Source organism: Rhodococcus sp. FH8, from assembly GCF_019266085.1.
Classification (GTDB): Bacteria; Actinomycetota; Actinomycetes; order Mycobacteriales; family Mycobacteriaceae; genus Rhodococcus_F; species Rhodococcus_F qingshengii.
In genome coordinates, this window is record NZ_LPNQ01000078.1 from 186,101 (window position 1) to 213,083 (window position 26,983).

Sequence of the window (26,983 nt, forward strand, 5' to 3'; positions counted from 1 at the left end):
TGCAATGTCACCTCACATTTACATTCAGCAACCTAGGCGACATACATGCAATTCAAGATGGTTCATACATATTGAACAACTTTTGCATGCATTATCGAACCGGAGGCTCAGATGGAACTCGCGAACACGATGCAGGATGCCGACGCTCGCAAGCTCACCGCACCGATGCAGATGGTCTTTTCCGATGTCGTCAAGAAGTTCGATACCGGCACTGTCGCGCTGGACGGCATCGATCTGAACGTGGAGCGAGGAGACTTCGTCGCCGTGGTCGGACCCTCCGGCTGCGGCAAGTCGACTTTGTTGCGCATGGCGGCCGGCCTCGAGCGACCGACCAGCGGCGCGGTTGCCCTCGACACCGAATCAGTTGGCTTCATCTTCCAGGAGCCGACTCTCCTCCCCTGGCGAACCGTGCAGGCCAACGTCGAATTGTCCGCCGAACTCGGTGGCGGCGACAAAGCAGCCCGAAAGTTGCGCGCCGACGAGGCAATTCGCGCAGTGGGCCTGGCGGACTTTGCGAAACAACTGCCCAACGCGTTGTCGGGCGGAATGAAGATGCGCGTCTCGTTGGCACGTGCGCTCACCCTCGCACCTGCTGTGATGCTGCTCGACGAACCTTTCGGTGCTCTCGACGAGATGACACGACTGGAGATGCAGGTAGAGCTGCAAAGGCTCTACACCGACAAGGGGTTCACCTCGATGTTCATCACGCACTCGGTATCCGAGGCCGTGTACCTCGCAAACAAGGTGGTCGTCATGACCGCCCGGCCCGGACGAATCCATTCGGTCGTGGACATCGATTTCCCGTACCCGCGTAGCCCGGAACTGCGCTACGACGCCCGATACACCGAACACGTCGCCGAGATCTCGGCCAGTCTCCATGGGAGCTCACGATGACCGAAGTCCTTGCAGTGCAACAGGGCACCGCACGCAATTCCGCCGTTCGCACTGATTCTGCGACCGCCGCGCGAGCACAGTCACAGCCCGGACGGCCCTCGCGAATGAGAGCGCTCGGCACCTTCCTTCTCTATCCGCTGCTCTCACTTGCCGGCGCGGTCGCAGCGTGGTCGATCGTCAGCTACCTCGTTCTCTCCCCGGAACGTCGATTTCTCCTTCCGCCGCCGAGTCAAGTACTGACAAAGTCGCTACTCGACTGGAAACACCTCTCTCCCATGCTCGAAGCCCTCGCAGTGACGGCACAGGTAGCACTGGTCGGCTTCGTGGTCGCGGTGGCAGTCGGCGTCGGAACCGGCGTGCTGATGAGCCAGGCCAAGTGGATCGAGCGGATCGTCTATCCCTATGCCGTTGTGCTGCAGGTCATTCCCATCCTCGCCATCGTCCCCCTCATCGGGCTCTGGTTCGGCTTCGGTATGACCGCGCGTACCCTGGTGTGTGTTCTCATCGCAGCCTTCCCGATCATCACCAACACACACTTCGGATTGCAATCGGTCGATCGCGGACTGCACGAACTGTTCACCCTCGGCCGCGCGTCCCGTTGGGATCGATTGGTGAAACTCGAACTGCGAGCGGCAATGCCGGCTATTCTCACCGGCATCCGCACCGCCTCCGGCCTTGTTGTCGTCGGTGCCATCATCGGCGACATGTTCTTCGCCAAAGGACAACCCGGGATCGGAACGCTGCTCGACGTCTACCGAAGCCGCCTTCAGTCCGAGGATCTGATCGCCGCGATCGTGATCGCGTCGGTGTTCGGTGTCCTCGTCTTCTCTGCCTTTGGATTCCTCTCACGTGTGCTCGTCGGTAAGTGGCACACGTCCGGCCGCAAGGACTTTAAATGACCCACGAAACTCCTGTCTTCGAAATCCCTACGATCGATATCAGCCCGTACCTCCGCGGCGAGGCAGCGGTTGCAAACGCCACCAACAGCACTGCCTGTGCGGAAGTGGCAGCTCAACTCGATCGCGCGTGCCGGGAGGTCGGATTCATACAGATTGTCGGACACAGCATTCCACGATCGGCGACCGAAGGACTGGCCGACGCTCTCGACGAGTTCTTTGCTCTCCCACTGACGGTGAAGAACAACTATCGCCGTCCCTCGTCCGAGAACCGCGGCTACTCACCACCGAAATCGGAATCACTCAGCATGAGCCTGGGCGTCGCCGCTGCGAACCAGATGAACGATTTCTACGAAGCAATAGTCGTGGGCACAGAGGTGAGCGACTATCCGGGCGTCGACCTACCCGAGTCCAGCTACGCCGCCAACACCTGGCCCGTGGCCGCGCCCGGATTCCGACCGGCAATCGAAGAGTATTTCCGTCATGCCCAGGGCTTGGCACGAATCCTGATGTGCGCCTTTACCGACGCTCTCGGATTGCAGCCCGGGTACTTCGATTCGATGCTCGACCATTCGATCGACGCGATGAAGATGAACAACTACGCACTGCCCGAGGGCGAGATCCGCATCTCCGGCGACATGACGGGAATGGGCGCTCACACCGACTTCGGAATCTTGACCATCCTGTGGGCAGATCGAGTTCCGGGTCTTCAAGTTCTGAGTGCCGACGGCTTATGGCACGACGTCCAACCTGCCGACGGCGCACTCTTGATCAACCTCGGCGACGCGATGGCACGCTGGACGAACGACCGATGGCGCTCGACAGTGCACCGAGTCGACCCACCTATCGTCGATGGTCAGATCATCCGACGTCGCTCTGCCGCATTCTTTTTCGACGGGAACTACGACGCCGTCATCGAAGCACTGCCAGGGACTCTCACACCGGGCGAAGTGGGATACCCGCCGATCACGATCGCTGAGAACATCGCGGCCAAAGTGGCCGGACTGAAAGGCGCGACGGCGCCCGAGGTCGACAGTCGCAGCGCTGACCGGGTGCGCGCCGCTGGATAGCGCTCCCGGGTACCGTCGACATCGTGCAGGATCGAAGTGAGGACAAGATGACCACCACCGAACGAGCTTTACTCACCGAGTCCGTGCACGAGACGCTTCGCGAACTGATCTTTTCGGGCGAGCTGGCGCCGGGGACACCACTGAGTGTTCCCGCGCTGGCGAGCAAGCTCAATGTCAGTCGAACGCCGGTCCGCGAGGCCGTGCAGCAGTTGATCTACGAGGGCATCGCCGTCCACACACGGAATGCGGGTGCAAAAGTCGATTCGCTGGACGCGGAGTCTCTGCGCGCGGTCTTCGAGGTGCGTGAGGTACTCGACGGTCTCGCGGCGTTCAACGCGACGGCCAATGCCACGCACGAAACCGTGTCACAGCTGAACAAGATGGTGCAGGTGCAACGCGAACTTCTCGAGAGCCCGCCGGATCAGCGTCGGGATTCGAAGCTCGACCTCGAGTTCCACACCTTGATTCGTGAGACTGCATGCAATCACCCGCTCAGCGAAGCCCTGCATCGTCTGGATGGTCAGTCACACCTCTACCGTTCGGACATGTGGAGCCTCGAGCTCAATCGGCGGATCGCCGTCACCGAGCACGCACGTATAGTCGCGGCCATCGAATCGGGTGACGCCTTGGGGGCGAGGACTGCCGCGAGCGCACACGTAGCCGGGCTACTCGTCCGAACAACCCGGACCTGAAGCTTTACCGAAATGACGGAAACAGCGTGTCAGGCCAGGTGATGTCGCCGTCGTTCTCGTCCACGAACGTACCGACACAGTCGCGCCCCAAAGCGCTGATCGCTCCCGAGATGACCTCTGGATGCTCGAGCTCGGTGAGGTGGTCTCCTCCGGTTCCGGCCCCGGGAACGCCATCGACGTACACCCGGCACTGGCCCCCGTCCAACCGACCGTCCGCCCACTCGCCCGAACTCTGCACCACCGAATAGTAGGCAGATCCAGGAGTGTCCTCACCGGCATTGAGCTTGGTGAGAACTTCGGAGAACATGCAGGTGTCGTAACCGTCGGCAGGGCCTTGTACGCAGCCACCGGGGCTACCGTACTGTGGCGCACCGATGGCGACGAATGAATCCACTACTTCGGAGCCACCGAGGAACTTCGCGTAGTACCGGGAGCTCAGTCCACCCGCACTGTGCGCGATCACCCCGACGGAGTCAGCGCCGGTAGCGTAGGAGCGAATCGAATCCGCAATCAGCTCGGCGTCGGCCGCAATCATCTTGCCGGGTGCGTCGACGAAGTGTGTCTCGTAGCCCGCAGCGCTCAGTGCCTTGTCGAGGGCGCGGTAGGTCGCCTGGTGCGTTTCTCCCGAGTTGTAGAGCTGCTGCCCCGGAACGATGAAGACCACGCGCTTCGCATCGGTGATCCGCCCACCGGCGGCAGCGCTTCCTGCCGAGAACGCCAGAGCGGTGGTCACCAGCGAAGTAGTCACCGCCATCGCCAAGAGAATCTTCGAGAGTCGCACGTCGCCACCCTACGACGGCTGCGCACAAAAAAGGACCGCCGCACTGGATTCCAGTGCGGCGGTCCTTTTCTAGTAGCGGGGACAGGATTTGAACCTGCGACCTCTGGGTTATGAGCCCAGCGAGCTACCGAGCTGCTCCACCCCGCGATGCATGGACAAAGTTACACGAGCAGGTGAACGGAACGCAAATCGCCTGCGCTGGAGCGAAATACACGCCTGAAAGTCGAAGAATCGGGTGACTGGGTTCACAAAATGCCCGTGAGCATCAACACATAACAAGCATGTAACGAACGTACGTCGAAACGGCATCGGAAAGGCTCTACCAGCACAAACGCTAAAATTTTGGGTCGAGAGCAGACCAGACAGTCCGGAAAATTGCGAATCGACCCTCGTTCGACGCTCCCGTACGGTCGGTCCCGGCCCGAATCAACCGGGCGAACGCCGACCCGCCGCTGCTCCACTCTGCCCCGCGGGATCGGAACCCCCGAAACCTTCGAGGGGCAGAGACACGGAGAGACAAGCGCCCGGGAAAGTCAGCATCATCGCCGACCCGCAGGCCCGCCGATGTCAGCAAGCGCGGAGAGGATTTACCCCGACATGACGTACACCAGCATCAGCAAGCGTGCATTCGGCACATTGGCAGTAGCCGGCGCACTTGTCGCAGTGCCCCTCACCATGAGCACCGGCACCGCTTCCGCAGCCACCCACAACTGGGACGGCGTCGCACAGTGCGAGAGCGGTGGCGACTGGAACATCAACACCGGAAACGGCTACTACGGCGGCCTGCAGTTCTCGCAGAGCACCTGGACCGCCAACGGTGGCACCGGCTCGCCCGCCAACGCTTCCAAGGAAGAGCAGATCCGCGTCGCCGAGAACACCCTGCAGAGCCAGGGCCCCGGCGCATGGCCCGTCTGCGGCCAGCGTCTGACCGTCGCGAGCGAGCCTGCAGTCGAAGAAGCTCCCGCCGCAGCGCCGGCTCCCGTCGCCGAGGCACCCGCAGTTGCTCCCGCCATCGAGATCCCGGCCGAGCTCAAGCCCGCCGCACAGCAGGCTTACGACACCGCTCGTGACCTCGCCGGCCAGTACGGCTTCGCCGCACAGTTCCAGCAGCTCTCCGATGCCAACGCACCGATCGTTGCAGCACTGCGCTGATTCAGCTCGTACAGCTTCACCTGAGAACACAAGAAGGCCCGCCATCCGATCGGATGGCGGGCCTTCTGTGACTCACGAACGAGGTCGACTAACTGGGCGGCAGCGCCTGGTAAGCGTCAACCGCCTTCTGCAGGCGATCCAGCGCGGCTCCGTAACCACTGAAGTCACCAGTCTGTTGCGCAGACTTCAATGCATCCATGGCAGCGTTGACCTCTGCCAGAGCCTTCGACACATCTTCCGATGATGCCGGACCTGTAGGCGTCGTCGGCGCCGTCGGCGCGGGGGTGGTCCCGGTTCCCGCCGGCGGTTCCGTCGTGGCAGTTCCACCCGGTGCGGTGGCAGCACCCGCGGCTCCACCATTGTCGAAGACCTGATCGAGCGCCTCGGCCAACGTGGATGCGTAACCGACACGAACCCTGCTGCCAGCCTTCGCAGACTCCTGGTAACTCACCAGAACTCGGGAAAGCTGCGGGAACGAAGTCGTTGTGTTACTTCGCTCGGTATACATGGGTTCGACGTAGAGAATTCCACCCTCTGCGATCGGCAAGGCCAACTGGTTGCCGTATCGGATCGTGTTGGTTCTCTCCAGCAGTGCCTTCTCCGAGCCCACGCGAGCATCCGAGATCATCGAGTTCTGCGACTGTGACGGACCCTGCGTCTGTTTGTTGACGGGCAACTGCAGAACAGTGATCTTGCCGTAGTCCTTCGGATCCGAATTCACGGTGATGTAAGCCGACAGGAAGTCTCGCTGGAATCCCACCATCGGACTTGTGAGCCGGAACGACGGCGCGCCGGTTTCCTGGTCCCCCACCATCACGTAGTACGGCGGTTCATTTTCCTTCGAATTCTCCACCGTCGGCTCGTTGGGCACCGACCAGAAAGCGTTGTTGGTGAAGAACTCGGTCGGATTGTCGACGTGGTACTTCGCCAACATTTCCCGCTGAACCTTGAACAGGTCTTCGGGATAGCGGAAGTGTGCCCGCAGATCGTCCGAGATATCACTCTGCGGCTTGACCGTGTCCGGGAACACACCCTTCCACGCATTGAGTACCGGGTCGTTGTCGTCGACCTGATAGAGCGTCACGGTGCCGTCGTAGGCATCGACGGTTGCCTTGACCGAGTTGCGGATGTACGAGACTTCCTTCTTCGGCAACAAACGACCGGTCGTTGCATCCACACTGTCCGCGACCAGTCCGTCCAGCGAACTGCGCTGTGCGTACGGGTAGTTCTCCAGCGTGGTGTACGCATCGACGATCCAGACGATCTTGCCGTCGACTGCGGCCGGGTACGCATCTCCGTCAGTGGTCAACCACGGAGCAACCTGACCGACGCGATCGCGAGGATCACGGTTGTAGATGATCTTGGAATCCGAACCGACGGCACCCGAGAAGAGAATGTTCCTCTCCGTGTACTTCGCCGCGAAAGCCAAGCGATTGACCCAGTTTCCGATGGAGACGCCGCCGGAACCGGTGTAGGTGTACTTGGTCTGCTCCGTGTCGTATTCGCGAGCTTCCGAACCACCGGCACCACCGACGATTGCGTAGTCGTCAGCGCCTTGACCGATGACCTCGCCGTAGTAGATGCGCGGTTGATCGACCTTGATGACCTGTGTTCCCGCGTCCTGCGAGGCGATGTCGCTGACCGTGTAGATCGGGTAGCCCGCATTGTTGTTGTTCGCGTTGTCCTTCGTCGGGTCCAGGACCGGCGCAGTGATCTTGTTCGCCGGAGCGGCCACCAAGCCGTCGCCGTGGGTGTAGACCGTGTGCTTGTTGATCCAGTCCGTCTGGTTTCCCTGCAGGTTGTTCGGTGAGATCTCACGCGCCGCCACGATGTAGTCGCGCATCTCACCGTCGATGTCGTAGCGATCGATGTCGAGCGAGGGCGGGAACCCGTAGAAGTTCTGACGCTGTTGCTGCTGGGTGAAAGTGGGCGACAGAATGTTCGGATCGAGGAGACGAGCATTGGCAATAGTGGTGACGTCTGCCGGCACCTCGCGCGGAATTGCGTCGCCGTCACCCGAGTAAGGCTGATATGTGACCTTGTCGTCCGTGATTCCGTAGGCCTGCCTGGTGGCCGCGATGTTCCGCTCGATGTACGTACTCTCCTTGTCCGCCGCGTTGGGCTTGACGGAGAACTGCTCGACGATCATCGGCCAGACTGCGCCTACGAGCACGGACGAGAGAACCAGCAGAGCAACGGCCATAGCCGGGATACGAAGGTCGCGGGTGAAGATCGCAGCGAAGAAAGCCAAAGCACAGATGATCGCGATGGACATCAATATCAGCTTTGCCGGGAGCACAGCCATGATGTCCGTGTACCCCGGGCCGGTGAACGTCGGCTCTTTACGGCCGCTCGAAAGCAACGAGTAGCGATCGAGCCAGTAGGCGACGGCCTTCAACAGCACGAAAGTGCCGGCCAGAACAGCCAACTGCACACGAGCGGCGGTAGTGAACGTCCCCGCTCGTCCGGCCAATTTGATTCCACCGAAAACGTAGTGGGTGATCAGATTTGCCACGAAAGCCAGCAGGATCGAGACGAACAACCAGTTGAGAACGAAACGGTAGAACGGCAGATCGAACGTGTAGAAGCTGACGTCCATGTTGAACTGCGGATCGGTGATACCGAATGCCTGGCCGTTGAGGAACAACTGGATAGTGACCCAGTTGGCCTGCGCGATGAGACCGGACAGGATGCCGATCGCTACCGGAATGATCACGCCGAACAGACGAAGACGCGACATAACGGTGGTGCGGTAGCGCGCGATCGGATCATTGGGCCCGGAGACCGGGACGAACACCGGGCGTGCGCGGTACGCGAGAAGCATCGCGAGCCACACGATGGCGCCGACGACAATTCCGACGACCAGGAAGAGCACGAATCGCGTCAGCAGAACCTTGGTGAAGACACCGCGGAAGCCGACTTCGCCGAACCACAACCAGTCCGTGTACATGCCGATCAGTCGCGGCCCCACGAGCAGCAAGGCCGCCACTACGACAGCCACCACCAACAAGATTCGACTGCGTCTGGACAGAGAGGGTAAACCTGCGGGGGGCCGCATGCCCACGTGCCACGCTCCAAGATTTGGCGACGCCGTGGCGTCGCAACCGATTGCATCGATCACTGCGGCCACGCCCGAGTGGACTTGGCCGTTTCCGACCACTCTACGTAACAACGGTCACGGGTTGACAACACGGAGAGCGGGGAGCCGGACAGAAGGTGGGAGGATGAACGTGTGAGTGAAGAGAATATGAGCAGATCACCGAGTGCCCTCGCCCGGTGCGTTCATGAAGTTGTCGACCACATCGACGCCGAAGGCTGGGATCAGCCGCCGAAGCTGTACGCGTTGGTACCCACCGAAATGCTCGCCGCGGCCGAACCCGGACTGCTCGACCAACTCGCCGAGGGCGCCGAATACACACCGATCGAACAGGAATCGCTTCCCGAGGACATCATCGGCGGTTCACGGGCACTCGACGAGTTCCTGGCGACGACGCATTGGCCCGAGTCCGTGCAGGGTTGCATCCTGGTGCAGGAGATCGTCGTCCTGCCGCCCGAGGCGGAATCGGATCTCGACCACGCCACGGCGCCGGTGTTGACCGATCAGCACGCGGCGGACGAGGTCGCGCGGCTGACGGCCAACGCGCATCCCGATCGACGCGAGGCTCGACTGTTCGTCGGCGTGCTCCGTGACGGTCCCTCGCTGTCGCTCCTACAGATGCGTCCCGACGAGGATGCGGATCCGTACGGTGACTTGGAACTGCTCACCTACGACGGTCTTGCACCTCACCTCGTGCACGCCCTGTACGCGACGCTCGACGAGGTCGAAGAAGACTGACAGAGTCGTCGGCGGCCAGGCAGCTTTCAGCAGCGGGGTGCGTCGCCGCCCGTGTTGAGGCTCTCGAGTGAGTCCACTGCGCCGGGCAGGTTGTCGACCTTGACGAGTCGAAGCCCGTCCGGCGCATTCTGTTTCGCCTCGTCACAGTTCTGGGCCGGCACGAGGAAGGTCTCAGCACCGGCTTGGGACGCGGCGATCAACTTGTACCTGATGCCGCCGATCGGACCGACCTCGCCGTCGGAGTCGATGGTGCCCGTTCCGGCTACGAACTTTCCGCCGTTGAGCTCCCCCGGAGTCAGCTTGTCGACCAAGGCCAGTGTGAACATCAGTCCGGCAGAAGGACCGCCGATGTCGGCGAGATTGAACTGCACGGTGAAGGGAACGTCCGGGACCTCGCTGGGTGTGACGCCGAGGTAACCCGATTCGGGCTTGTTGGGCCGCGCCCCGACGGTGACCGGCACAACGGTCTCCACACCCTCACGAAGGACGGTGACGTCGATCGCGGTGCCGGGCGCGATCGCACCGACCGTGTCCTGAACGCCGGTGATGGTGGTTACCGGAGTGTCGCCGATCTTGACCAGGACGTCGCCTTCTTGCAGGGCACCCGCAGCGGGACCGTCCGGAGTCACCTTCGAAACAGTCAGTGCCACCGGCTTGCCGAGAAAGTGCAGTGCCGCCAACTCGGCACTGTCCTCGGATTGCTGGAAGTCGGCCGTGTTGGCCTGCTGAATCTCTTCCTTCGACTTCTCGGGCGGATAGATCTCCGAGCGAGGGACGAGTCCGTTGCTGCCACTCGCCCACAGTCCGAACGCTTCGAAGATGTTGAGGCCGTCGCGAACCGACACCGTTGTCATGTTGAGGTTGCCGTCGGTGGGATCGACCTCGGTCCCCTGGATGTCCACGACGGGCTTACCGTCGACGTCGCCGAGCGTGTTGAAGGTGGGGCCCGGACCGAGTGCGACATAAGGAACAGTGACCATTGTTCCGACGACTCCCAACACGACGATGGGTGCGAGTGCGGCCAAGAGCGTCACTATCCGTCGATTCACCTGATCCAGAGTAAAGCGCGAAGGCTCCGGAGCACCGATCGCACCGCCTGAGCGCCGTGCGTGTTCGCCGTCAGCGTGACTCGGAGGGCGACTCCGACCGCTCGAGCCTTGTACCGTTGAGGTATGAGCAATATGCCGTTCGGCTTCTCCAACTCCGACGACGATCCCGATCGCGACAAGAACGCGGCGGGTGGCAATCCGTTCGGGGGTGGTGACATGCCGTTCGGGTTCGGCGCGGGCGGTGAGGGATTCGATCCGGCTCAGCTCGGCCAGATGCTCACCCAGTTCGGGCAGATGCTGAGCGGAATGGGCTCGTCGATGGGCCAGGGCGGTACGTCCGGCCCGGTCAACTACGACATCGCCAAGAAGCTGGCACGCCAACAGATCGGATCGGTCACACCGATCACCGAGGGCAACGTCAAGGCGATCGCCGACGCCGCGCACCTGGCCGAGATGTGGCTGGACGCCGCGACAACGCTCCCTGCCGGAGCGAGCCGCACTCTTGCGTGGACTCCGAACGACTGGCTCGACAACACGATCGACACCTGGAAGCGACTCTGTGATCCGGTGGCCGAGAAGGTAGCGGGCATGTGGGTCCAGGGTCTTCCGGCCGAAGCACAGCAGATGGCTGGCCCGATGCTGGGCATGCTCGGCCAGATGGGCGGACTCGCGTTCGGCTCGCAATTGGGCCAGGCACTCGGCCAACTGTCCACCGAGGTGCTCTCCTCCACTGACATCGGCCTGCCCCTCGGCCCCGAAGGCACCGCGGCCCTTCTCCCGGCTGCGGTTCAGGCTTTCAGTGAGGGTCTCGAACAGCCGCATCAGGAAGTTCTGGTCTTCCTCGCCGCGCGGGAAGCCGCTCATCAGCGCCTTTACAGTCACGTTCCGTGGCTGCGCCAGCGTGTTCTCGCGACAGTGGAGGAATACGCCCGCGGAATCACCATGGACTTCTCGGCGATGGAAGAATTCGCCAAGGACCTCGATCCATCCGCTCTCACCGATCCGAGCAAGCTCGAAGCGCTGATGCAGCAGGGCACGTTCGAGCCGCAGAACACACCGGAGCAGAAAGCCGCTCTCGAACGTCTCGAGACTCTGCTTGCGCTGGTCGAGGGCTGGGTGGAGACGGTCGTCACCGCCGCACTCGGCGAGCGACTGCCTGGTGTTGCCGCGATGAGTGAGACGTTGCGGCGTCGCCGCGCTACCGGCGGCCCCGCCGAGCAGACCTTTGCGACGCTGGTCGGACTCGAACTTCGTCCTCGCAAGGTCCGTGAAGCGGCTGGTTTGTGGCAGAAGCTCACTGCGGAAGCCGGTATGGACGTTCGCGACGGCGTCTGGTCGCATCCCGACCTGATGCCCGATTCGAGCGATCTCGACGCACCGGACGGATTTGTCGCCCGTGTCCTCGGCGCCGGCGAAGCCGGTAATTTCGACGACCCGATAGCCCAGCTCGAAGCCGTCGTGGCAAAAGAGCGTGCGGCCGAGGAAGCGATGGACAAGACCCGCGAGGACGACGAAGAGAAGTAATCCCTTCTCGACCGATTTTCGCAGATCAGCCGCGATGACCGCCTGTGGATAACTGCCGCTGACGGGGACTCGCCGAGGGCCCGTCGTGCCAGCATCGAATGATGACCGGTCACACACACGACGACACCAGACAAGACAGCACTTCACAGCGATCCGCGGGACCTCGATGGGACCCGCGGATCGCTGTTCTGTCGCGCCCGGATGGTCGACTGCAGCTGGGATGGACCCCCGGACGTGCCGTCCTACTGACTCTGCCTGTCGGGGTCGACGATCGCGCGGTGAAGTCGATCCTGCGCAAAATGGACGGCTCGAGATCCCGCGCAAACATCCTCTGGGAAGCGTCGAGGCTCGGGATTCCCACATCCGTGACGGAGGAGTTGCTCGAGCAACTCGCCGATTCCGGTTTCGCCCACACTGCCCGCAGAAGCACCGCGACGGTCCGGATTCACGGTGTCGGTCCGCTCTCTGATGCCATCGAGCGCGCACTGGTCACCGGCGGGGTCAGCACGCGTCGCTCGCGCGGGTATCGCAACACCGACGTCGTGCGCACGTGGAACGAACAACTGGTGGTCCTGGCCGACGACGTCGTGACTGATCCTCGTCTGGTCAGCGATCTCGTTCGCTGTGGACTCCCCCACCTTTCCGTCCGCATCCGCGACGGCAACGGTGTGGTCGGTCCTCTTGTCCTGCCTGGTCAGTCGAGTTGCCTGCGGTGCGCCGACATCCTCCGATCCGAACTCGACCCTCATTGGCTTCATCTGTCCGCGCAGCTACTCGGCAGCGCCGGCCACGCGGAATCGGCGATGATCCATGCAAGTGTCGCGCTGGCCCTGGCCGAGATCGACTCCGCATTATCCGAGACAGCGGCGACGCATGCGGCCAGTCTGTCGTCGACGCTCGAGATCGCGCTCCGTCCGTATCGGATCACAACCAGGCGCTGGCCTCGGCAAATATCCTGCAGTTGCCAATACCTGGCACCTGTTTCGGGCAAAGGACGCCCCAGTCAGACATGATGGTGTGGTGTCCGAGATCCCACGCAAGAGTTCTGCCCGTACTGCCAAACTCGCGAGCATCCCCCTGGGGATGGCCGGTCGCGCCGCCATGGGCTTCGGACGCAAGCTCGCCGGCGGCGACAAAGGCGAGATCGACGCGCAGTTGAGCGCGAAGGCCGCCGAGCAACTGTTCGCGGTGCTGGGCGAACTCAAGGGCGGCGCGATGAAGCTGGGCCAAGCGCTCAGCGTCATGGAGGCGGCAATTCCGGAGGAATTCGCCGAGCCGTACCGCGAGTCGCTGAACAAGCTCCAGGCCGCCGCCCCGCCGCTGCCGACCAAGCAAGTACACAAGATGCTCGACCAGCAACTCGGAACCAAGTGGCGCGACCGATTCCAGTCGTTCGACGATGAACCGACCGCGTCGGCAAGCATCGGGCAGGTTCACCGAGCCGTCTGGGCGGACGGCCGCGACGTAGCCGTGAAAGTTCAGTACCCCGGCGCCGACGAAGCTCTACGCGCCGATCTCAAGACCCTGGGCAGATTTGCCGGTCTCTTCGGTTCGGTCATGCCCGGTGTCGACGTACGGCCCGTGATCGAGGAGTTCACCGCGCGCACGGAGGAAGAACTCGACTATCGGATCGAGGCGAACAATCAGCGAGCTTTTGCCAAAGAGTTCGACGGAGATCCCCAATTCGTGATCCCGCACGTCGTGGCGAGCGCGCCGAAAGTGGTCGTGACCGAATGGATGACGGCAACCCCGTTGACCAGAATCATCGAGAGTGGAACGCCGGAGCAGCGCAACGCGGCCGGTGCACTACTCGCCGAATTCCACTTCGCGTCTCCGGCCCGTGTCGGATTGCTCCACTGTGACCCGCACCCCGGCAATTTCATGCTTCTCGAGGACGGCCGACTCGGCGTCATCGACTTCGGTGCTGCTGCGCCGTTCCCGAACGGACTGCCACGGGTTCTCGGCACTATGGTGCGCTTGGCTGTCGAGGAACAATTCGACGAGTTGACGGAGTTGTTGCGCGCCAACGGTTTCGTGATCCCCGGACGCACGGTGACCGACAAGGAGATCGCGGATTACCTGCGACCCTTCACCGACCCGATCCAGACCGAGTCATTTCACTTCACTCGGGCATGGCTGCAAAAGGCCGCCGGAACCGCCACTGACTTCAACAGTGCGCAGTTCCGAACGGCCCGTGCACTCAACCTTCCGGCCGAGTATTTGATGATCTTCCGTGTTCTTCTCGGTTCGGTCGGCATATGCGCCCAGTTGGACGCATATGCCCCGTACATGGAAATCCTGACTCGTTGGTTGCCAGGGTTCGCGGAGCCGGTTCTGGATGACACCGGCTCCGCCGACTAAGACACCGGCTCCGCCGACTAAGACACCGGCTCCGCCGAATAGGGCTCTCACGCGCACACGAGTTGCTTGCGTGGGCGCCCTCTCGGTCTCTTGCGCGCTATGACGGCCCCCTGATCGAGGATCTCGCCTCCCCACACCCCCCATGGCTCGGCGCGGTCGAGAGCCGCACTGAGACAACGGGAACGGATGGGGCACTGCGCGCACAGTGCCTTGGCCTGCTCGAGTTCGGCCGGAGCTTCGGCGAACCAGAGATCGGGGTTGGATGCCCGGCACGGCAGGTCGCGGCGGGTGGACGCGACCTCGATGAACGTGACTGCAGCCGAAGTGACGTCGGTGGAAGTTACTGCAGTGGTGGAGTTTTCGGATTCCACGCGGATTGTCTGGGCAGACAACTCGGTCTCCTAGTGCTCGGATGCGAAACTGTGTCGCACGATATGGGTTCGATGGGTGCGAACCTGAGCCGAGTCGGAAACCAGATGAAGAGGGCTATCCAACACAAAGGCCACGGTCCGCAGGGGCTGCGGGTCCGTGGCCGTAAGTGAACGGATGTGTCCTACCGAGAAATACCTCGATGGCTTAAGAACACGGACTCGACAGCTGCTTTCTTTGCTGCTGCTTGAGGGCGCAGGCGGAGCGCATGCTGCGCCCATCCCGCTGCACGCGGCAGCATGGGGGCGGCAACAGCGAACTTTGCGCTTGCGCACGCTTCGTAAGAGATCAAGTTCGTCATTTTTTTGCCACCTCCATTTCGTGTCGGTCCGGATAGTTTCTGCGCACAGGTTGCCCCGTAACACTGAAAACCAGAGTAGAGAATCTGCCGAATCTGCACAACCTATTTTTGACCTGCGGTTATGTAACTCACCGTTGTCGATTCGGATGTGTTGTCAGATATCGAGTGTTGCCGCTCGCAGTTCACCGCGAATGACAGCTAGTACGTCTTCCCCGAAGTTGTCGAGTTTCTTCGGCCCGATTCCAGGGATCGAAACCAGTCCACGATTATCTTGTGGTCGTTGTTCGGCAATAGCCATCAGTGTGTTGTCACTGAAGACGACATAGGCCGGAACTTTGAGTTCTCTGGACTTGTCCAGACGCCAGGCCTTGAGGTGCTCGAGCAATTCCAGGTCGACATTGGACGGGCATTTTTCGCAGCGCCCGAGCATGGTCGCCGACGTCCCGATCAACGGTTTGCCGCAGACGCGGCAGCGCGGACGCTTCTTGTTTCCCGACGACGGCGCGGCGACGCGCGAGGCCGGCGAGTCCTCCGGGATGAGTCCGTTGAGAAATCTCGACCGGCGACGGGACTTGCGTCCACCCTCATTGCGGGCCAATGCCCACGACAGCTGCAGATGCTCGCGAGCGCGAGTAACCCCCACGTAGAGAAGCCGACGCTCCTCCTCCACCGCGACGTCGTCGGCGCCCGAATTGGCGTCGCCGAGAACGTGTTGGATAGGCAGGGTGCCGTCGTTGAGGCCGACCAGGAACACCGCATCCCATTCGAGTCCCTTGGCCGCGTGGAGGGAGGCCAGCGTCACACCTTGCACGGTCGGTGGGTGCCGCGCCTCGGCTCGGGCCGTGAGCTCCTGTAGAAGCCCGGTGAGCGTCAGTTCAGGTTCGTGGACAAGTTGTTCTTCGGTGAGCGCCACGAGAGCCGAGAGCGACGCCCAGCGCTCGCGTGCCTGAGTACCCGAAGGCTCTTCGTTGGTCAGGCCGAGCGGCGCGAGCACAGCGCGGACGAGTGAGACCAGTGCTTCGCCGTTGTCTGCACCTTCGGGGAGGTCGTCGCGTCCAGCAGCCTGACGCAGCGCTGCCACCGCCTGACGTACCTCGGTGCGAGTGAAGAAGCCCTCTCCACCGCGCACCTGGAACGGAATGCCCAGCTTCGTCAGGGCCTGCTCGTGCGCCTCCGACTGAGCATTGATCCGGTACAGAACAGCGATCTCGGCAGCAGGAGTGCCTGCCGCGATCAGCCGTTTGATCGCCCGCGCAACGCCGAGCGCCTCGGCCGGCTCGTCGTCGAACTCCATGAACTCCGGCTCAGGCCCCGGCGCGCGCTGCCCGATCAGCTGCAGACGCGTCCCGGCGATCCGCCCGCGCGCCGCACCGATCACGCGGTTCGCCAACGACACGACCTCAGGGGTGGAGCGGTAATCCCTTTCGAGCCGAACGACGGTCGCTTCGGGGAATTTCCGGGAGAAGTCCAACAGATAGTTGGGGGTGGCTCCGGTGAAGGAGTAGATGGTCTGATTCGCATCGCCCACCACGGTCAGATCGTCTCGGTCGCCCAGCCAGGCGTCGAGCACACGCTGCTGCAGTGGGGTGACGTCCTGATACTCGTCCACGACGAAGCAGCGATACCGCTCGCGGAACTCGTCGGCGACTGTCGAATGCTCTTCGAGAGCTGCCGCCGTGTGCAGTAGGAGATCGTCGAAATCAAGCAGCATGCCGTCCTGGCCGCGTGCTTTCAGCTCTTCGTATGCGGCATACACCTGGGCCACCTTGGTGGCATCGACCGGTGCCTCACGGCGAATCTTGGCGATCGCGCGTGGGTAATCCTCCGGCGCGATCAGCGACGCCTTCGACCACTCGATTTCACTGGCGAGGTCGCGGACGCTTTCCGTGCTGGTGGACAATCCCACCCGGGCTGCGGCACTGCTGACAACGGCGAACTTTCGGTCCAGCAGACGCCACGGCGTGTCGCCGACAACCTGCGGCCAGAAGTACTTCAGTTGACGGAGAGCAGCAGCGTGAAAAGTTCGAGCCTGCACCTGCGGCCCACTCCCGCCGACGCCCAGCTCACGGAGACGTCCACGCATTTCCCCGGCCGCACGAGCGGTGAACGTCACGGCAAGCACCTGACCGGCCGACACGTGACCGTCGGCAACCAGATGAGCGATCCGGCGCGTGATGGTGCGGGTTTTGCCTGTTCCAGCGCCCGCGAGGACACATACCGGGCCGCGTGGCGCGAGCACGGCGGCCGATTGTTCTGGATCCAGTCCGGTGTCCGCAGGCATGGGGACCATCATGGCAGGACGTTCCGACACTCCATTCGCCGCGCCCGACGGTATGTGGGCAAGAGAACACGGGCCGATACGGAACAACGCTCTCGGTCGTGGTGTTATATCGGCCGTGACTTCTACCGGAAATGCGCCTGCCCTGACCATCTACTCGACCACGTGGTGCGGCTACTGCCGTCGCCTCAAGACGCAGCTCAACGCGTCGGGGATCGAGTACACCGAGATCGACATCGAGAACGATCCGGCAGCAGCCGATTTCGTCGGCAGCGTCAACGGTGGCAATCACGTCGTTCCGACCGTGAAGTACGGCGACGGCAGCGTTGCGACCAACCCGTCGCTCAACCAGGTCAAGCAGGCTCTGGGTCTGTAGACCTTCTCCGGCTGCTACTTGACCCAGCTCTCGAGCATTCCGCGAGCGATGGAGATCGACCCGGGCAGCAGCAGTGGCGCGTCCGCTTCCGAACCCCAGTCGCCGAGTTCGAGAGCGGCGCGCACCTCGTCCTTCGTGAACCAGGTGCCCTCGGCGATCTCGCCGTCCGCGAACAGCAGCGGAGCGGCGGGGTCGCCGATTGCGGCGAAGCCCAACATCACCGAGCGAGGGAACGGCCAAGGCTGGCTCCCGAGGTATCGAACGCTGTGCACGTCGATACCGACTTCTTCCTTGATCTCGCGGACAACACACGTTTCGAGTGACTCCCCGGCCTCGACGAATCCCGCGAGAATCGAGAAACGGCGCTGCGGCCAGGTCGGCTGACGCGCGAGTAGAACTCGATCGCCGCCGTCGTGCACCAGGCAGATGACCGCCGGATCCGTTCGGGGAAACTCCTCGTGGCCGGTGGACGTGGAAATGCGTGACCAGCCGGACATCGTGGGTTCACTCGGTGCGCCGTCGATAGCGCTGAATCCGGCACTGTCGTGCCAGTTGAGAATCGCGACGGCACCGGTCAACAAACCGGCGTCCGCGTCGTCGAGTGTTCCGCCGAGCATCCGCAATTCAGACAAAGTGCCCGCCAGCAGCGACACCCGCACCGCCCAGACGTGGCGATTCTCCCGAATTCCCAGGAAGACCGCGCCGCGCACCGGTTCGGGCCCCAACTCGGTTGCCTCGGCGAAGACCAATTGACCTTCCGGCGACACCTTGACCTGACCCCGTGAATTCACACGGAGGAGCAGTGCGTCCGCCCAACCCGTCGTCAGTGCAGCGGCGTCCGACCGCAATTCCTCGGCGCGGCCGACGCTCGAGCGTGAGAGCAGAGGTGTTTCGGTCAGCTGGAAGTCGTTCACGCTCACGACATTACTGCGCGCACGAAGCTCGGTAACACTCAGTTCGTGACGCGGCGAATGTAGAGCAGTCGATCGTTCTCTTCGACGGCGTCCACCTCGGGTGAACCGACGCGAACCAGACGGCCGTCACGAACGACCCCGAGCACGATGTCGGAGAGATGACGCGGAGAGCCGCCGACCTCGTCGCGCTCGACGGCACGCTCGGCAATCGCGAATCCGGCCTCCGGAGTCAGCAGGTCTTCGATCATCTCCACGACGGTCGGCGTCGTGGTCGCGATGCCGAGGAGTCGACCCGCCGTCTCCGAGGACACGACGACGGAGTCTGCGCCGGACTGACGCAGAAGATGCGCGTTGTCGGCTTCACGGATGGCTGCGGCGATCTTGGCTTTCGGCGCGATTTCGCGGGCTGTCAGCGTCACGAGCACTGCGGTGTCGTCACGGTTGGTTGCCACGATGATCGACGACGCATTCTGCGCACCTGCCAATCGAAGTACGTCCGATTTCGTCGCCGAACCGAACACCGTCACCAGGCCTTTGCTCGCCGCCGAATCGAGGACGGTCTGATCGGTGTCCACGACCACGATCTCCGACGCCGGTACACCGTCACCGAGCATTGCTTCGATTGCCGTCCGCCCCTTGGTCCCGTATCCGACGACGACGGTGTGATTACGCACGTGCTGCCTCCAACGCTGAATTTTGAACGCCTGACGCGAACTCTCGGTCAGAGCTGAAAGTGTGGTTCCGACCAACACGATCAAGAAGAAGATCCGAAGTGGCGTGATCAACAGGACGTTGACCAGGCGCGCCGACGGCGTGAACGGAGTGATATCGCCGTAACCGGTGGTCGAGAGCGAAACCGTCGCATAGTAAATGCAGTCGAGCAGCGACAGCTCGTTGTCCTGTGCGTCCCGGTATCCCGCGCGATCGATGTACACGATCAACACGGCGGCGCCGAGAGCACCCAACGCGATGAGAACTCGCTTGTAGATGGCCCGCGCCGGACTTGTCTGTAGCTGGGGAATGCGCAGCACCCCGACAAGGGCGAAGTCAGGCTGATCGGTCAATGCTTCCGACCTGGTCAAACGCGCCCGGAGCTTACCGGCCATACATCGACTCTCTCACTCGAACTTACGAAATACCTACACGGACATCGGCAGGCAGCGTAACCCTCGAAGATCGACTTCGGAACTCGGGCGCCGAATAGCGCGCGGGTCGTGGCGCCGGTAGTGGCAAGAAGGTCCACCGTGAGGCAGGCTGGGCAAATGCCTTTCACCGGTTCGACGTCCACTCCCAGCCAAGCGGCCGCTCTTCGTTTGTCGGCCCTCCTTCTCGGCGCCGGCACCATGCATTTCGTGGCGCCTTCCTTCTTCGACAGCACCGTTCCCCGCCAACTTCCCGGACAGGCCCGCACCTACACCCAGGTGTCCGGCGTCGCGGAACTGGCGATCGGCGCTGCCTTGGCCGTGCCGAAGACCCGCAAGCTCGGCGCGGGCCTTGCCGCCGCGCTCTTTGTTGCCGTGTTCCCCGCCAACATCCAGATGGCGATCGACTGGTGCCGAAGCCCGAAGACGTCCACACCGCAGAAGATCGGTTCGATCGCACGTCTTCCCCTGCAGGTTCCGCTGGTGACCGAAGCACTCAAGGCTCGTCGAAACGCAAGCTAATCTTGCGCGCCTGCCGTTCGGATGAGGCGAGCGAGAGCCTCACCGTCCGGCAGGTTCTCGGGTGCGATGGTGCGACCCGATCGAACGTAGTGAAACGCCGCCCGGACCTTGTCGGCCGGAAACTGTTCGTTGCGCCCCGCCGAACGGGCTCTGGCTGACATCAATTCGGCCCAGGCCACCCGATACGCGGCCAACTGCATCACAACAGCGTCCTCGTTGGCGGCCGACGGTTCGGCACCGGTCTTCCAGTCGATCACCGTCCATCCGCCGTCGGGATCGGCGAACACAGCGTCGATGCGACCCCGTAAAACCGTTCCGGCAATGGATGTTTCGAAAGGAACTTCCACTTCGATCGGGCTGCGATTGGCCCACGGGGACCGCAGGAACGCATCCTGAAGTTTCACCAGATCGGTCTCGGGACCCGCGCCGGTATCCGCGGCGCCGGGTAGTTCGTCGAGATCCAACAGTCGGGTCGCACCGAACCTTCGCTCGATCCAGGCGTGAAAAGCCGTGCCGCGCCGAGCGAGCGGGTTCGGTGGGTACGGCAGTGGTCTACGCAGCCGTGCCGCGAGTTCATCCGGATCTGCCTTGAGGTCGACGAGCTGAGTCACCGAAAGCTGCGCCGGGAGAATCACTTCGGCACGCGCGTTTGCCCGGGCTTCGCGCTCGGCCAGGAGAACGTCGACGTCCGAGGCCCAGTTCTCCGGATCGTCCTCCGGTTCTTCCGTCTCTTTGCTGTCTTGCGGCAGCGATGCAAGTGCGGACAGGACGCTTGCGGCTCCGGCCTCGACCGCGCCGCGCCGCGCACCCAGCGGATCCGGCGGCCACTGCGCCGTACGGGGCGTGGCGGCCAACGGGTTCTCGGTGTCAGGTTCCGGTGCAGGCGCCCACTCCTCCACGACGCCGATCGCACCGCGTGAGTCTTCCTCATCGGCATCGTTTTCGGCCGTGACCATCTGATGCAGCTCGTCCAGGAACTCCGAAGGCCCCTTCGGTTCCGAACCGGATTCCGCCCAGTGATGCGCCGAGATGAACAGCGCCCGTTCGGTTCTGGTCAGCGCGACGTAGAACAACCGCCGGTCCTCGTCCAGTCGACGGTTGGACAAGGCCTTCTTGTGCGCCGTGATCGCGTTCTCGAGGTCCTTGCGGTTGTAGAGCTCCTCGAGGTCGAGCACCGGAACTCCGTCGGCCGAATCCGCGTCGACGGCCCGGTCACCACGCAACGACGGTGGCAGTTCGGCGAGCGCTCCGAGCCACGATCCGGACGCGGTGGACGAGGGGAACACCCCGTCGCTGACATGCGGGATCGCCACCACTTCCCATTCGAGTCCCTTCGCCGAGTGCACGGTCAAGATCTGCACGCGATCCGGCGCCACCTCCACTTCGCCCGGAGTGAGGCCCTTTTCGATCTGTTCGGCGGCCGCGAAGAATGCGAGCATCCCGGGCAGATTGGCTGTTGGACGCGTCGCGTAATTGGCGACGACGTCGGCAAATGCGTCGAGATGCTCGCGGCCCGCGGTCCCGACGACACCGACTCGGGTTCGCGCGCCTGCCTCGATTCCGATACCGAGCACCCGCTCGACCTCCGCCACCAGTTCGGTGAGCGGCTGGCCGATACGTTCGCGCAACGACGCCAACTCTGCCGCTATCGCGTTGATGCGTGTGTACCCGAGAGCTGAATAACGTTCTGCCGGGCCTGGATCGGAGATCGAATCGACCAATCCTGCTTGCTCGGCGTTCTCCCCCGGCAGCGCGTCCTGAACTGCCGAGGTGAGCGCCTCGGCGTCGGTGACCGCACCCGCTGTTCCGTATCCGGCGGAGATGGCAAGTTCGCGGGAGCGTTGCGAGAGTGCGGCGAGGTCCTTCGCGCCGATCTGCCATCTCGCTCCGGTGAGCAGCCGAACGGCGGCGCTGCCCGCCAGCGGATCGGCGACCACTCGGAGCATGGCGATCACGTCCGCCACCTCGGGTGTGTGCAGGAGCCCACCGAGTCCGACCACTTCGACTGGCAGACCTTTGGACCGCAAAGCCTCGGCCAGCGGGGCAGCATCGGCGTTGCGGCGGATCAACACCGCTGCCGTGGGCGTCGGGCGGTCTTCGGCACGAGCCGCCTCGTATTCTTCGGCGATCTTCTCCGCAACCCACTGACGTTCCTGTTCGACGTCTCCGAGCAGCGCCAGTCGAACGTCTCCGGCGACGGCTCCCGGCCGCGCACGAAGTGTGCTGACGGCCACACCGCGTCGGCGCAACGGTGCCGACGACAGGTTTGCCAGTTCGAGAGCCTCCGGCGGGTTACGCCAACTGGTGAGCAGTTCGAGCGTCGGAGCCGGCTTTCCGTTGGCAAGCGGGAAGTCGGTTGCAAACCGTGGCAGGTTGGCCGCCGACGCGCCTCGCCAACCGTAGATCGACTGCATCGGATCGCCGACGGCTGTCAGCGCCAACCGGCCGTCGGCTCCCCCGCCGAACAACGAGGACAACAACACTCGCTGAGCGTGACCGGTGTCCTGGTACTCGTCGAGAAGAACTACCCGAAAGCGCTCACGCTCGGTTTGCCCGACCTCGGGATGTTCGGAGGCGACACGGGCCGACAGCGACATCTGGCTGCCGAAATCCAATGCGCCTTCACGCCGCAGCGTCTCACCCAGCCGGGCAACGAGGGGCAGTAGCTCGATGCGTTTGTGTTGCACATCAAGGTAATTCAACAGCTCTTTGCTCGGCCCACCCCGCTGTTTCGGACCGGCGGGCAGAGTGTGAATCAGCTTGTCCAACTCGGTGTGAGCCTCGAGCAACTGCTCGGGGTCGACCAGGTGCTCCGCCAACTGACCGGCAAGGGCCAGAACGGTTTCGGTGATGGACCCCGGATTCTTGTCGGTGTCCAGATCACTGTCCCAGCCGCTCACGACGCGGTGCGCAACCTGCCACAGTTCGGTCTCGGACAACAGCGTCGCCGAGGGTTCGATCGGCAACAGCAGTCCGTGCTCGGACAGCAACCGTCCCGCGTAAGCATGGTAGGTACTGACTTCGGGTTCCCCGGCCAGAATCCGGGAACGCACTCCGCCGGTCGGGTCGAGTGCCCGCAGAACGTCCGAACCCGCCAGTCGCGCCAAGCGCTTGCGGATTCGCGACGTGAGCTGTTGTGCCGCTTTGCGCGTGAAGGTCAATCCGAGAACGGCCTCGGGATCGACGAAGCCGTTGGCCACCAGCCACACGACGCGAGCAGCCATCGTCTCGGTCTTACCGGCACCGGCACCGGCGACGACCAATGTCGGACCGAGCGGTGCGGCGATGACTGCCGCCTGTTCCGGCGTCGGCGGGTGTTGACCGAGCGCGACCGCCAGGTCGACAGGATCGATCTTCGGTCGGCGTGCCTTCTGCGTCGCGGCAGCCACTTAGTTACTCACCTGTCGTCCCTCGTCGTGTGCCGGGCAACTCGAGCGCACCGGGCAATGTCTACATCCGTCGTTGACCCTGGCCAGATACTGCGGCCCTTGGGTCGCTGCCGCTGCGTTGTGGATGACGTCTCGCCACATCTCGACGGCTTCGGCCGTCAGCGGCGGCTGAACTCGCTGCGCCGCACCGTCTTTCTTGTTGGACTTGGCCACGAATACCAGGCGTGCACCGCCGGGTTGTGTGCCCGGTTCGCCGGCAATCGCACCTTCGGCCGCTGCGACCTGGTACGCCGCCAACTGCGCGTGAGATTGCGCGGCCTCGTTGCTGACAGGGTTTCGCGCAGTCTTGACGTCGACAACCACCGGACGGCCTTCGGTGTCGCGCTCGAGCCGGTCGATCCGGCCACGAAGCTTGACCGCAGGCGCTCCCTCCTCACGTGGTTCGAGGACCCCCTCGACCGCGACCTCGACGCCGACTTCGGTCAGTTCACCGCGAGTTGCGTTCATCCAGGCGGTGAACGTCGCCAGCATCTCCCGAGTTCGATTGAGTTCGCGGCGCGAGTACCACTGCGATCCCAGATCGATGGATTCCCAGGCATTTTCGAGTGCCTTCTCGACCTGATCCGGTGGAATCCGGCCGGCCAATGCCTGCACCAAGGTATGGACCAGCGTACCGGCGATCGCATGAGTGTTGTCTCCGTCGCTGCCGCCATGACGCTCGAACACCCATCGGAGAGGGCATGTTTCGAGAAGCTCGATGGTGGACGGCGATAGTGAAACCGGTCCGTCCTCGGGCTGCCACATGGGAGCAGCGGTACTCGGCTCGGCTGTGCCGTACCACTGATCCGGGTGCGCGCCGCGTACCCCGGCAGCAGCCAGACGTGCCAACTGGCGAGCGGCCCGGGAATGCTTCTCGGGGTCGAAATGCGCGATGTCGGGATCACACACGACGCTGCGAAGCTGTGCGACCAGTGCAGGCAGCGACAGAACCCGGGTATCCCCGGTCTCGGGTGCAACGACGTCGAGATCGGAGGACGGATCGTCCGAGTACGCGTCACCACGGATCAATTCGTCCACGAACCGCGAAGGCACCAAGTCGGTGTCCCCCGAAGCCGATTCCACTGCGGTGATCAGCAGACGGCGACGAGCACGGCTACAGGCAACCAGGAACAACCTGCGTTCTTCGGCCAGAAGCGGTGCGGTTCGCGAGAGTCGTTCGGCAGCCGAGTCACTGCCGTCGGAGACTCCGTTGACCAGGTCGATCAGCGCTTCGGTACGCAGTAGCGATCCGCGTGCCCGCAAACTCGGCCAGAGTCCCTCCTGCACACCCGCCACCGCCACGACCGCCCATTCGCGACCCGCCGCGGCGTGAGCGCTGACCACGGTGACGGCGTCGGGAGTGATGACCGATCGGCTCCGCGAGTCGGTCGGTATCTCCTGGCTGGTCAAGTAGTCGACGAAACCGGCGAGTTGCGAACGCGGCAACCGGTCGACGTAGTTGGCGGCCGCGTCGAAAAGTGCGACGACTGCGTCGAGGTCTCGATCGGCCTGTGAGCCGATAGGTCCGCCGCGCGCCGACGCAGCCGCCCAGCGTCGTTCCAGCCCCGTCGCCTGCCATGCCGCCCACAGAACTTCTTCGACCCCGAGACCTCGCTCGAGAGGCACTCGGGCCTTGCGAAGGACCGACAGCACGCGATTGAGTGCCGCAGCTTCGACGTCTGTCAACTTGCCCATGAGGCGCTTGGACTGCGCACGATCCTCGTCGATCAGAATGAGCCGCAACAACTCCGAGGAGTCCCGATCACTTCCCGATGCCAACTCGACCCGGCGCAGGCCACGACGCAACCGGCGCAGGGTGACCGGCTCGGCGCCGCCGATGGGACCGGCCATCAGGGCAAGCGCGTCGTCGCCGGTGAACTGATCGCCGCCGAGCGCCCGAAGGACCAGCAGCAGGCCGGACACTCCGTGTTGCCTGGCCAGCGGCAATTCGGTGGCAGCGGTCGTGACGGGTACCCCGGCCGCGAGCAGGGCTCGCCGGAGAGGGGCGAGAGTGCGCGGGACCGACCGAACGATGACGGCCATGTCGGACCAAGCAATCCCGTCCAGCAGATGCGCCCGGCGCAAGGTATCTGCGACGACTGCCGCTTCTTTGGCCGTCGTACCGAGAACCCGCACCGACGCCCGCCCCGGGTCCTCATCGGTGAGATCGGATGGAACCGCGATGCGATGAGCGAGGTTGCCGGGCAGCCGCGCAGCGATCTTCGCCGCGATCGACGCGACGTCGGCGTTGTTGCGAAACGTGGTGGGCAGGACGATCTGGCGCTCGTCTCCGCGCTCGGCGAGTCCGAGTAGGAACGCCGAATCCGCACCGCGGAACCCGAAGACCGACTGATCGGGATCACCGGCGATGACCGTGCCCGCAGTTGCGGTTCCGATCAGCCGAACCAGCTGCGCCGCCTGCGGATCCAGATGTTGTGCGTCGTCGACGAGTAGGTGCCGGATCCGAGCGCGCTCGGAGCGAAGCAATTCGGGATCGGTGGCGAACGCGGTCAATGCCGCACCGATCAACTCGGCCGCGTCGAGTGCCGGCGCCGTCGCCTCCGGAGCCTCGACACCGACACTGCCGCGCAGCAGCACGCCTTGCTCGTAGGCCTCGGCGAACCGCCCGGCCGCCACCCACTCCGGACGTCCACGCTTCTTGCCGAGCTTGACCAGATCTTCGGGACCGAGTCCGCGCTCGTTCGCTCGCAACATCAGATCTCGAAGTTCGACGGCAAAGCCGTTCAAACCCAATGCGGGTCGCAGGCGCTCCGGCCACCGGAGCGCACCGTCTTCGATGTCGCCGCGCAACATCTCTCGGAGCACCGAGTCCTGCTCGGCGCCGGTGATCAGGCGTGGCGGCGCGTTGCCGTGCGCTGCGGCTTGAAGCCGGAGTACGGCAAAGGCGTACGAGTGAACGGTGCGGACCAACGGCTCACGAGTTGCCTGCGGTCCGCGTTCTTGTTCGTACCCGAGCAACCCGGCCGTGATCTGCTCGCGGACCTGCGTCGCTGCCCGGCGCGACTGGGTGAGCACCAGGACCGATTCAGGATCTTCGCCACCGGAGATCTTCTGCACTGCCAGATCCACGAGAAGGGACGTCTTGCCCGTTCCGGGGCTGCCGAGTACCTGCCAGGGACTCCAGGCGGCCCCCGAGCCGAATGAAACAGGGCCGAACGCGAGTTGGAAAGGATCCTCGGACGGCGGCGCGAACAGCCGGGCCGTCCCTTCGTCCCATGTTCGGGGTATCGGAGACGGCGCAGTTCGGTGCACCAACCGCGCCCGCGGGATGGTGACCTTGCTGCGTGTTGCCGTCTCACTCACCCAGGCATTCCACCA

General features: G+C 63.5%; 20 protein-coding genes and 1 tRNA gene. 11 read left to right on the top strand and 10 right to left on the bottom strand.

Features of this window, described 5'->3' with window-relative positions; translation table 11 throughout:
* Window positions 1–111: 111 nt before the first annotated feature.
* Genes ATN38_RS24690 through ATN38_RS24705 form a run of 4 tightly spaced genes read left to right on the top strand, consistent with a single transcriptional unit; the run spans window position 112 to window position 3,552 of the window.
* Window positions 112–894 (top strand): ABC transporter ATP-binding protein, encoded by a 783-nt coding sequence (locus ATN38_RS24690; RefSeq protein WP_003942349.1) that lies wholly within the window; start codon window positions 112–114, stop codon window positions 892–894.
* Window positions 891–1,793, top strand: coding sequence for an ABC transporter permease (locus ATN38_RS24695; RefSeq protein WP_218748859.1), 903 nt, complete (start codon window positions 891–893; stop codon window positions 1,791–1,793). The genes ATN38_RS24690 and ATN38_RS24695 overlap by 4 nt, the downstream gene beginning before the upstream one ends.
* Window positions 1,790–2,860, top strand: coding sequence for an isopenicillin N synthase family oxygenase (locus ATN38_RS24700; RefSeq protein ID WP_042450095.1), 1,071 nt, complete (start codon window positions 1,790–1,792; stop codon window positions 2,858–2,860). Before ATN38_RS24695 ends, ATN38_RS24700 begins: the two co-directional genes overlap by 4 nt.
* A 47-nt stretch (window positions 2,861–2,907) precedes the next feature.
* On the top strand, window positions 2,908–3,552 hold the full coding sequence (locus ATN38_RS24705) for a GntR family transcriptional regulator (RefSeq protein ID WP_007731273.1): 645 nt from the start codon (window positions 2,908–2,910) through the stop codon (window positions 3,550–3,552).
* A gap of 4 nt (window positions 3,553–3,556) precedes the next feature.
* Here the strand turns inward: ATN38_RS24705 and ATN38_RS24710 are convergent, their stop codons facing one another.
* Window positions 3,557–4,333 carry a triacylglycerol lipase gene (locus ATN38_RS24710; protein WP_042450097.1) on the bottom strand — a complete coding sequence of 259 codons (777 nt, stop codon included), beginning with the start codon at window positions 4,331–4,333 and terminating at the stop codon, window positions 3,557–3,559.
* Window positions 4,334–4,406: 73 nt separating this feature from the next.
* Window positions 4,407–4,480, bottom strand: a tRNA-Met gene (locus tag ATN38_RS24715).
* Between the two features lie 450 nt (window positions 4,481–4,930).
* On the opposite strand from ATN38_RS24715, the gene ATN38_RS24720 reads away from it, so the two are divergent.
* Window positions 4,931–5,485: a transglycosylase family protein gene (locus tag ATN38_RS24720; RefSeq protein ID WP_003942299.1), complete on the top strand. Its 555-nt coding sequence runs from the start codon at window positions 4,931–4,933 to the stop codon at window positions 5,483–5,485.
* An 88-nt stretch (window positions 5,486–5,573) separates the two neighbouring features.
* On the opposite strand, the gene ATN38_RS24725 is transcribed toward ATN38_RS24720, so the two are convergent.
* Window positions 5,574–8,549 (bottom strand): UPF0182 family protein, encoded by a 2,976-nt coding sequence (locus ATN38_RS24725; protein ID WP_030534991.1) that lies wholly within the window; start codon window positions 8,547–8,549, stop codon window positions 5,574–5,576.
* 168 nt (window positions 8,550–8,717) lie between these two features.
* On the opposite strand from ATN38_RS24725, the gene ATN38_RS24730 reads away from it, so the two are divergent.
* Window positions 8,718–9,320 carry a PPA1309 family protein gene (locus ATN38_RS24730; RefSeq protein ID WP_019747831.1) on the top strand — a complete coding sequence of 201 codons (603 nt, stop codon included), beginning with the start codon at window positions 8,718–8,720 and terminating at the stop codon, window positions 9,318–9,320.
* 26 nt (window positions 9,321–9,346) lie between these two features.
* On the opposite strand, the gene ATN38_RS24735 is transcribed toward ATN38_RS24730, so the two are convergent.
* Complete coding sequence (locus ATN38_RS24735) at window positions 9,347–10,369, bottom strand: PDZ domain-containing protein (protein ID WP_054187616.1); 1,023 nt, start codon at window positions 10,367–10,369, stop codon at window positions 9,347–9,349.
* Between the two features lie 123 nt (window positions 10,370–10,492).
* On the opposite strand from ATN38_RS24735, the gene ATN38_RS24740 reads away from it, so the two are divergent.
* The 3 genes from ATN38_RS24740 to ATN38_RS24750 all read left to right on the top strand — a co-directional run bounded on the left by ATN38_RS24740 (window position 10,493) and on the right by ATN38_RS24750 (window position 14,254).
* Window positions 10,493–11,893, top strand: a complete 1,401-nt coding sequence (locus tag ATN38_RS24740; protein ID WP_003942352.1) for a zinc-dependent metalloprotease — start codon at window positions 10,493–10,495, stop codon at window positions 11,891–11,893.
* A 98-nt stretch (window positions 11,894–11,991) separates the two neighbouring features.
* The gene (locus ATN38_RS24745; protein WP_065455530.1) at window positions 11,992–12,906 is read left to right on the top strand and encodes a hypothetical protein; all 915 of its coding nucleotides are present in this window, start codon (window positions 11,992–11,994) and stop codon (window positions 12,904–12,906) included.
* 4 nt (window positions 12,907–12,910) lie between these two features.
* Complete coding sequence (locus tag ATN38_RS24750; protein ID WP_172403528.1) at window positions 12,911–14,254, top strand: AarF/ABC1/UbiB kinase family protein; 1,344 nt, start codon at window positions 12,911–12,913, stop codon at window positions 14,252–14,254.
* 47 nt (window positions 14,255–14,301) lie between these two features.
* On the opposite strand, the gene ATN38_RS24755 is transcribed toward ATN38_RS24750, so the two are convergent.
* Window positions 14,302–14,625, bottom strand: coding sequence for a WhiB family transcriptional regulator (locus tag ATN38_RS24755; RefSeq protein WP_003942321.1), 324 nt, complete (start codon window positions 14,623–14,625; stop codon window positions 14,302–14,304).
* 513 nt (window positions 14,626–15,138) lie between these two features.
* On the bottom strand, window positions 15,139–17,277 hold the full coding sequence (locus ATN38_RS24760; protein WP_003942300.1) for an ATP-dependent DNA helicase UvrD2: 2,139 nt from the start codon (window positions 17,275–17,277) through the stop codon (window positions 15,139–15,141).
* A gap of 103 nt (window positions 17,278–17,380) precedes the next feature.
* Between ATN38_RS24760 and ATN38_RS24765 the strand changes: the two genes are divergently transcribed.
* A complete protein-coding gene (locus ATN38_RS24765) occupies window positions 17,381–17,638 on the top strand; it encodes a mycoredoxin (protein WP_218748860.1) in 258 nt (85 codons plus the stop codon).
* A 14-nt stretch (window positions 17,639–17,652) separates the two neighbouring features.
* On the opposite strand, the gene nudC is transcribed toward ATN38_RS24765, so the two are convergent.
* Together nudC and ATN38_RS24775 are read right to left on the bottom strand one after the other, a co-directional pair.
* On the bottom strand, window positions 17,653–18,552 hold the full coding sequence (gene nudC, locus ATN38_RS24770) for an NAD(+) diphosphatase (RefSeq protein ID WP_007731249.1): 900 nt from the start codon (window positions 18,550–18,552) through the stop codon (window positions 17,653–17,655).
* A 38-nt stretch (window positions 18,553–18,590) separates the two neighbouring features.
* On the bottom strand, window positions 18,591–19,658 hold the full coding sequence (locus ATN38_RS24775; protein ID WP_003942296.1) for a TrkA family potassium uptake protein: 1,068 nt from the start codon (window positions 19,656–19,658) through the stop codon (window positions 18,591–18,593).
* Window positions 19,659–19,814: 156 nt separating this feature from the next.
* On the opposite strand from ATN38_RS24775, the gene ATN38_RS24780 reads away from it, so the two are divergent.
* Window positions 19,815–20,216, top strand: a complete 402-nt coding sequence (locus ATN38_RS24780; protein WP_003942341.1) for a hypothetical protein — start codon at window positions 19,815–19,817, stop codon at window positions 20,214–20,216.
* On the opposite strand, the gene ATN38_RS24785 is transcribed toward ATN38_RS24780, so the two are convergent.
* Both ATN38_RS24785 and ATN38_RS24790 read right to left on the bottom strand, forming a co-directional pair.
* Complete coding sequence (locus ATN38_RS24785; protein WP_218695204.1) at window positions 20,213–23,605, bottom strand: ATP-dependent DNA helicase; 3,393 nt, start codon at window positions 23,603–23,605, stop codon at window positions 20,213–20,215. The two genes, ATN38_RS24780 and ATN38_RS24785, sit on opposite strands and share 4 nt — an antisense overlap.
* Entirely contained in the window at window positions 23,606–26,968 is a 3,363-nt protein-coding gene (locus ATN38_RS24790) for an ATP-dependent DNA helicase (protein ID WP_218748862.1), read from the bottom strand.
* Window positions 26,969–26,983: the final 15 nt, after the last annotated feature.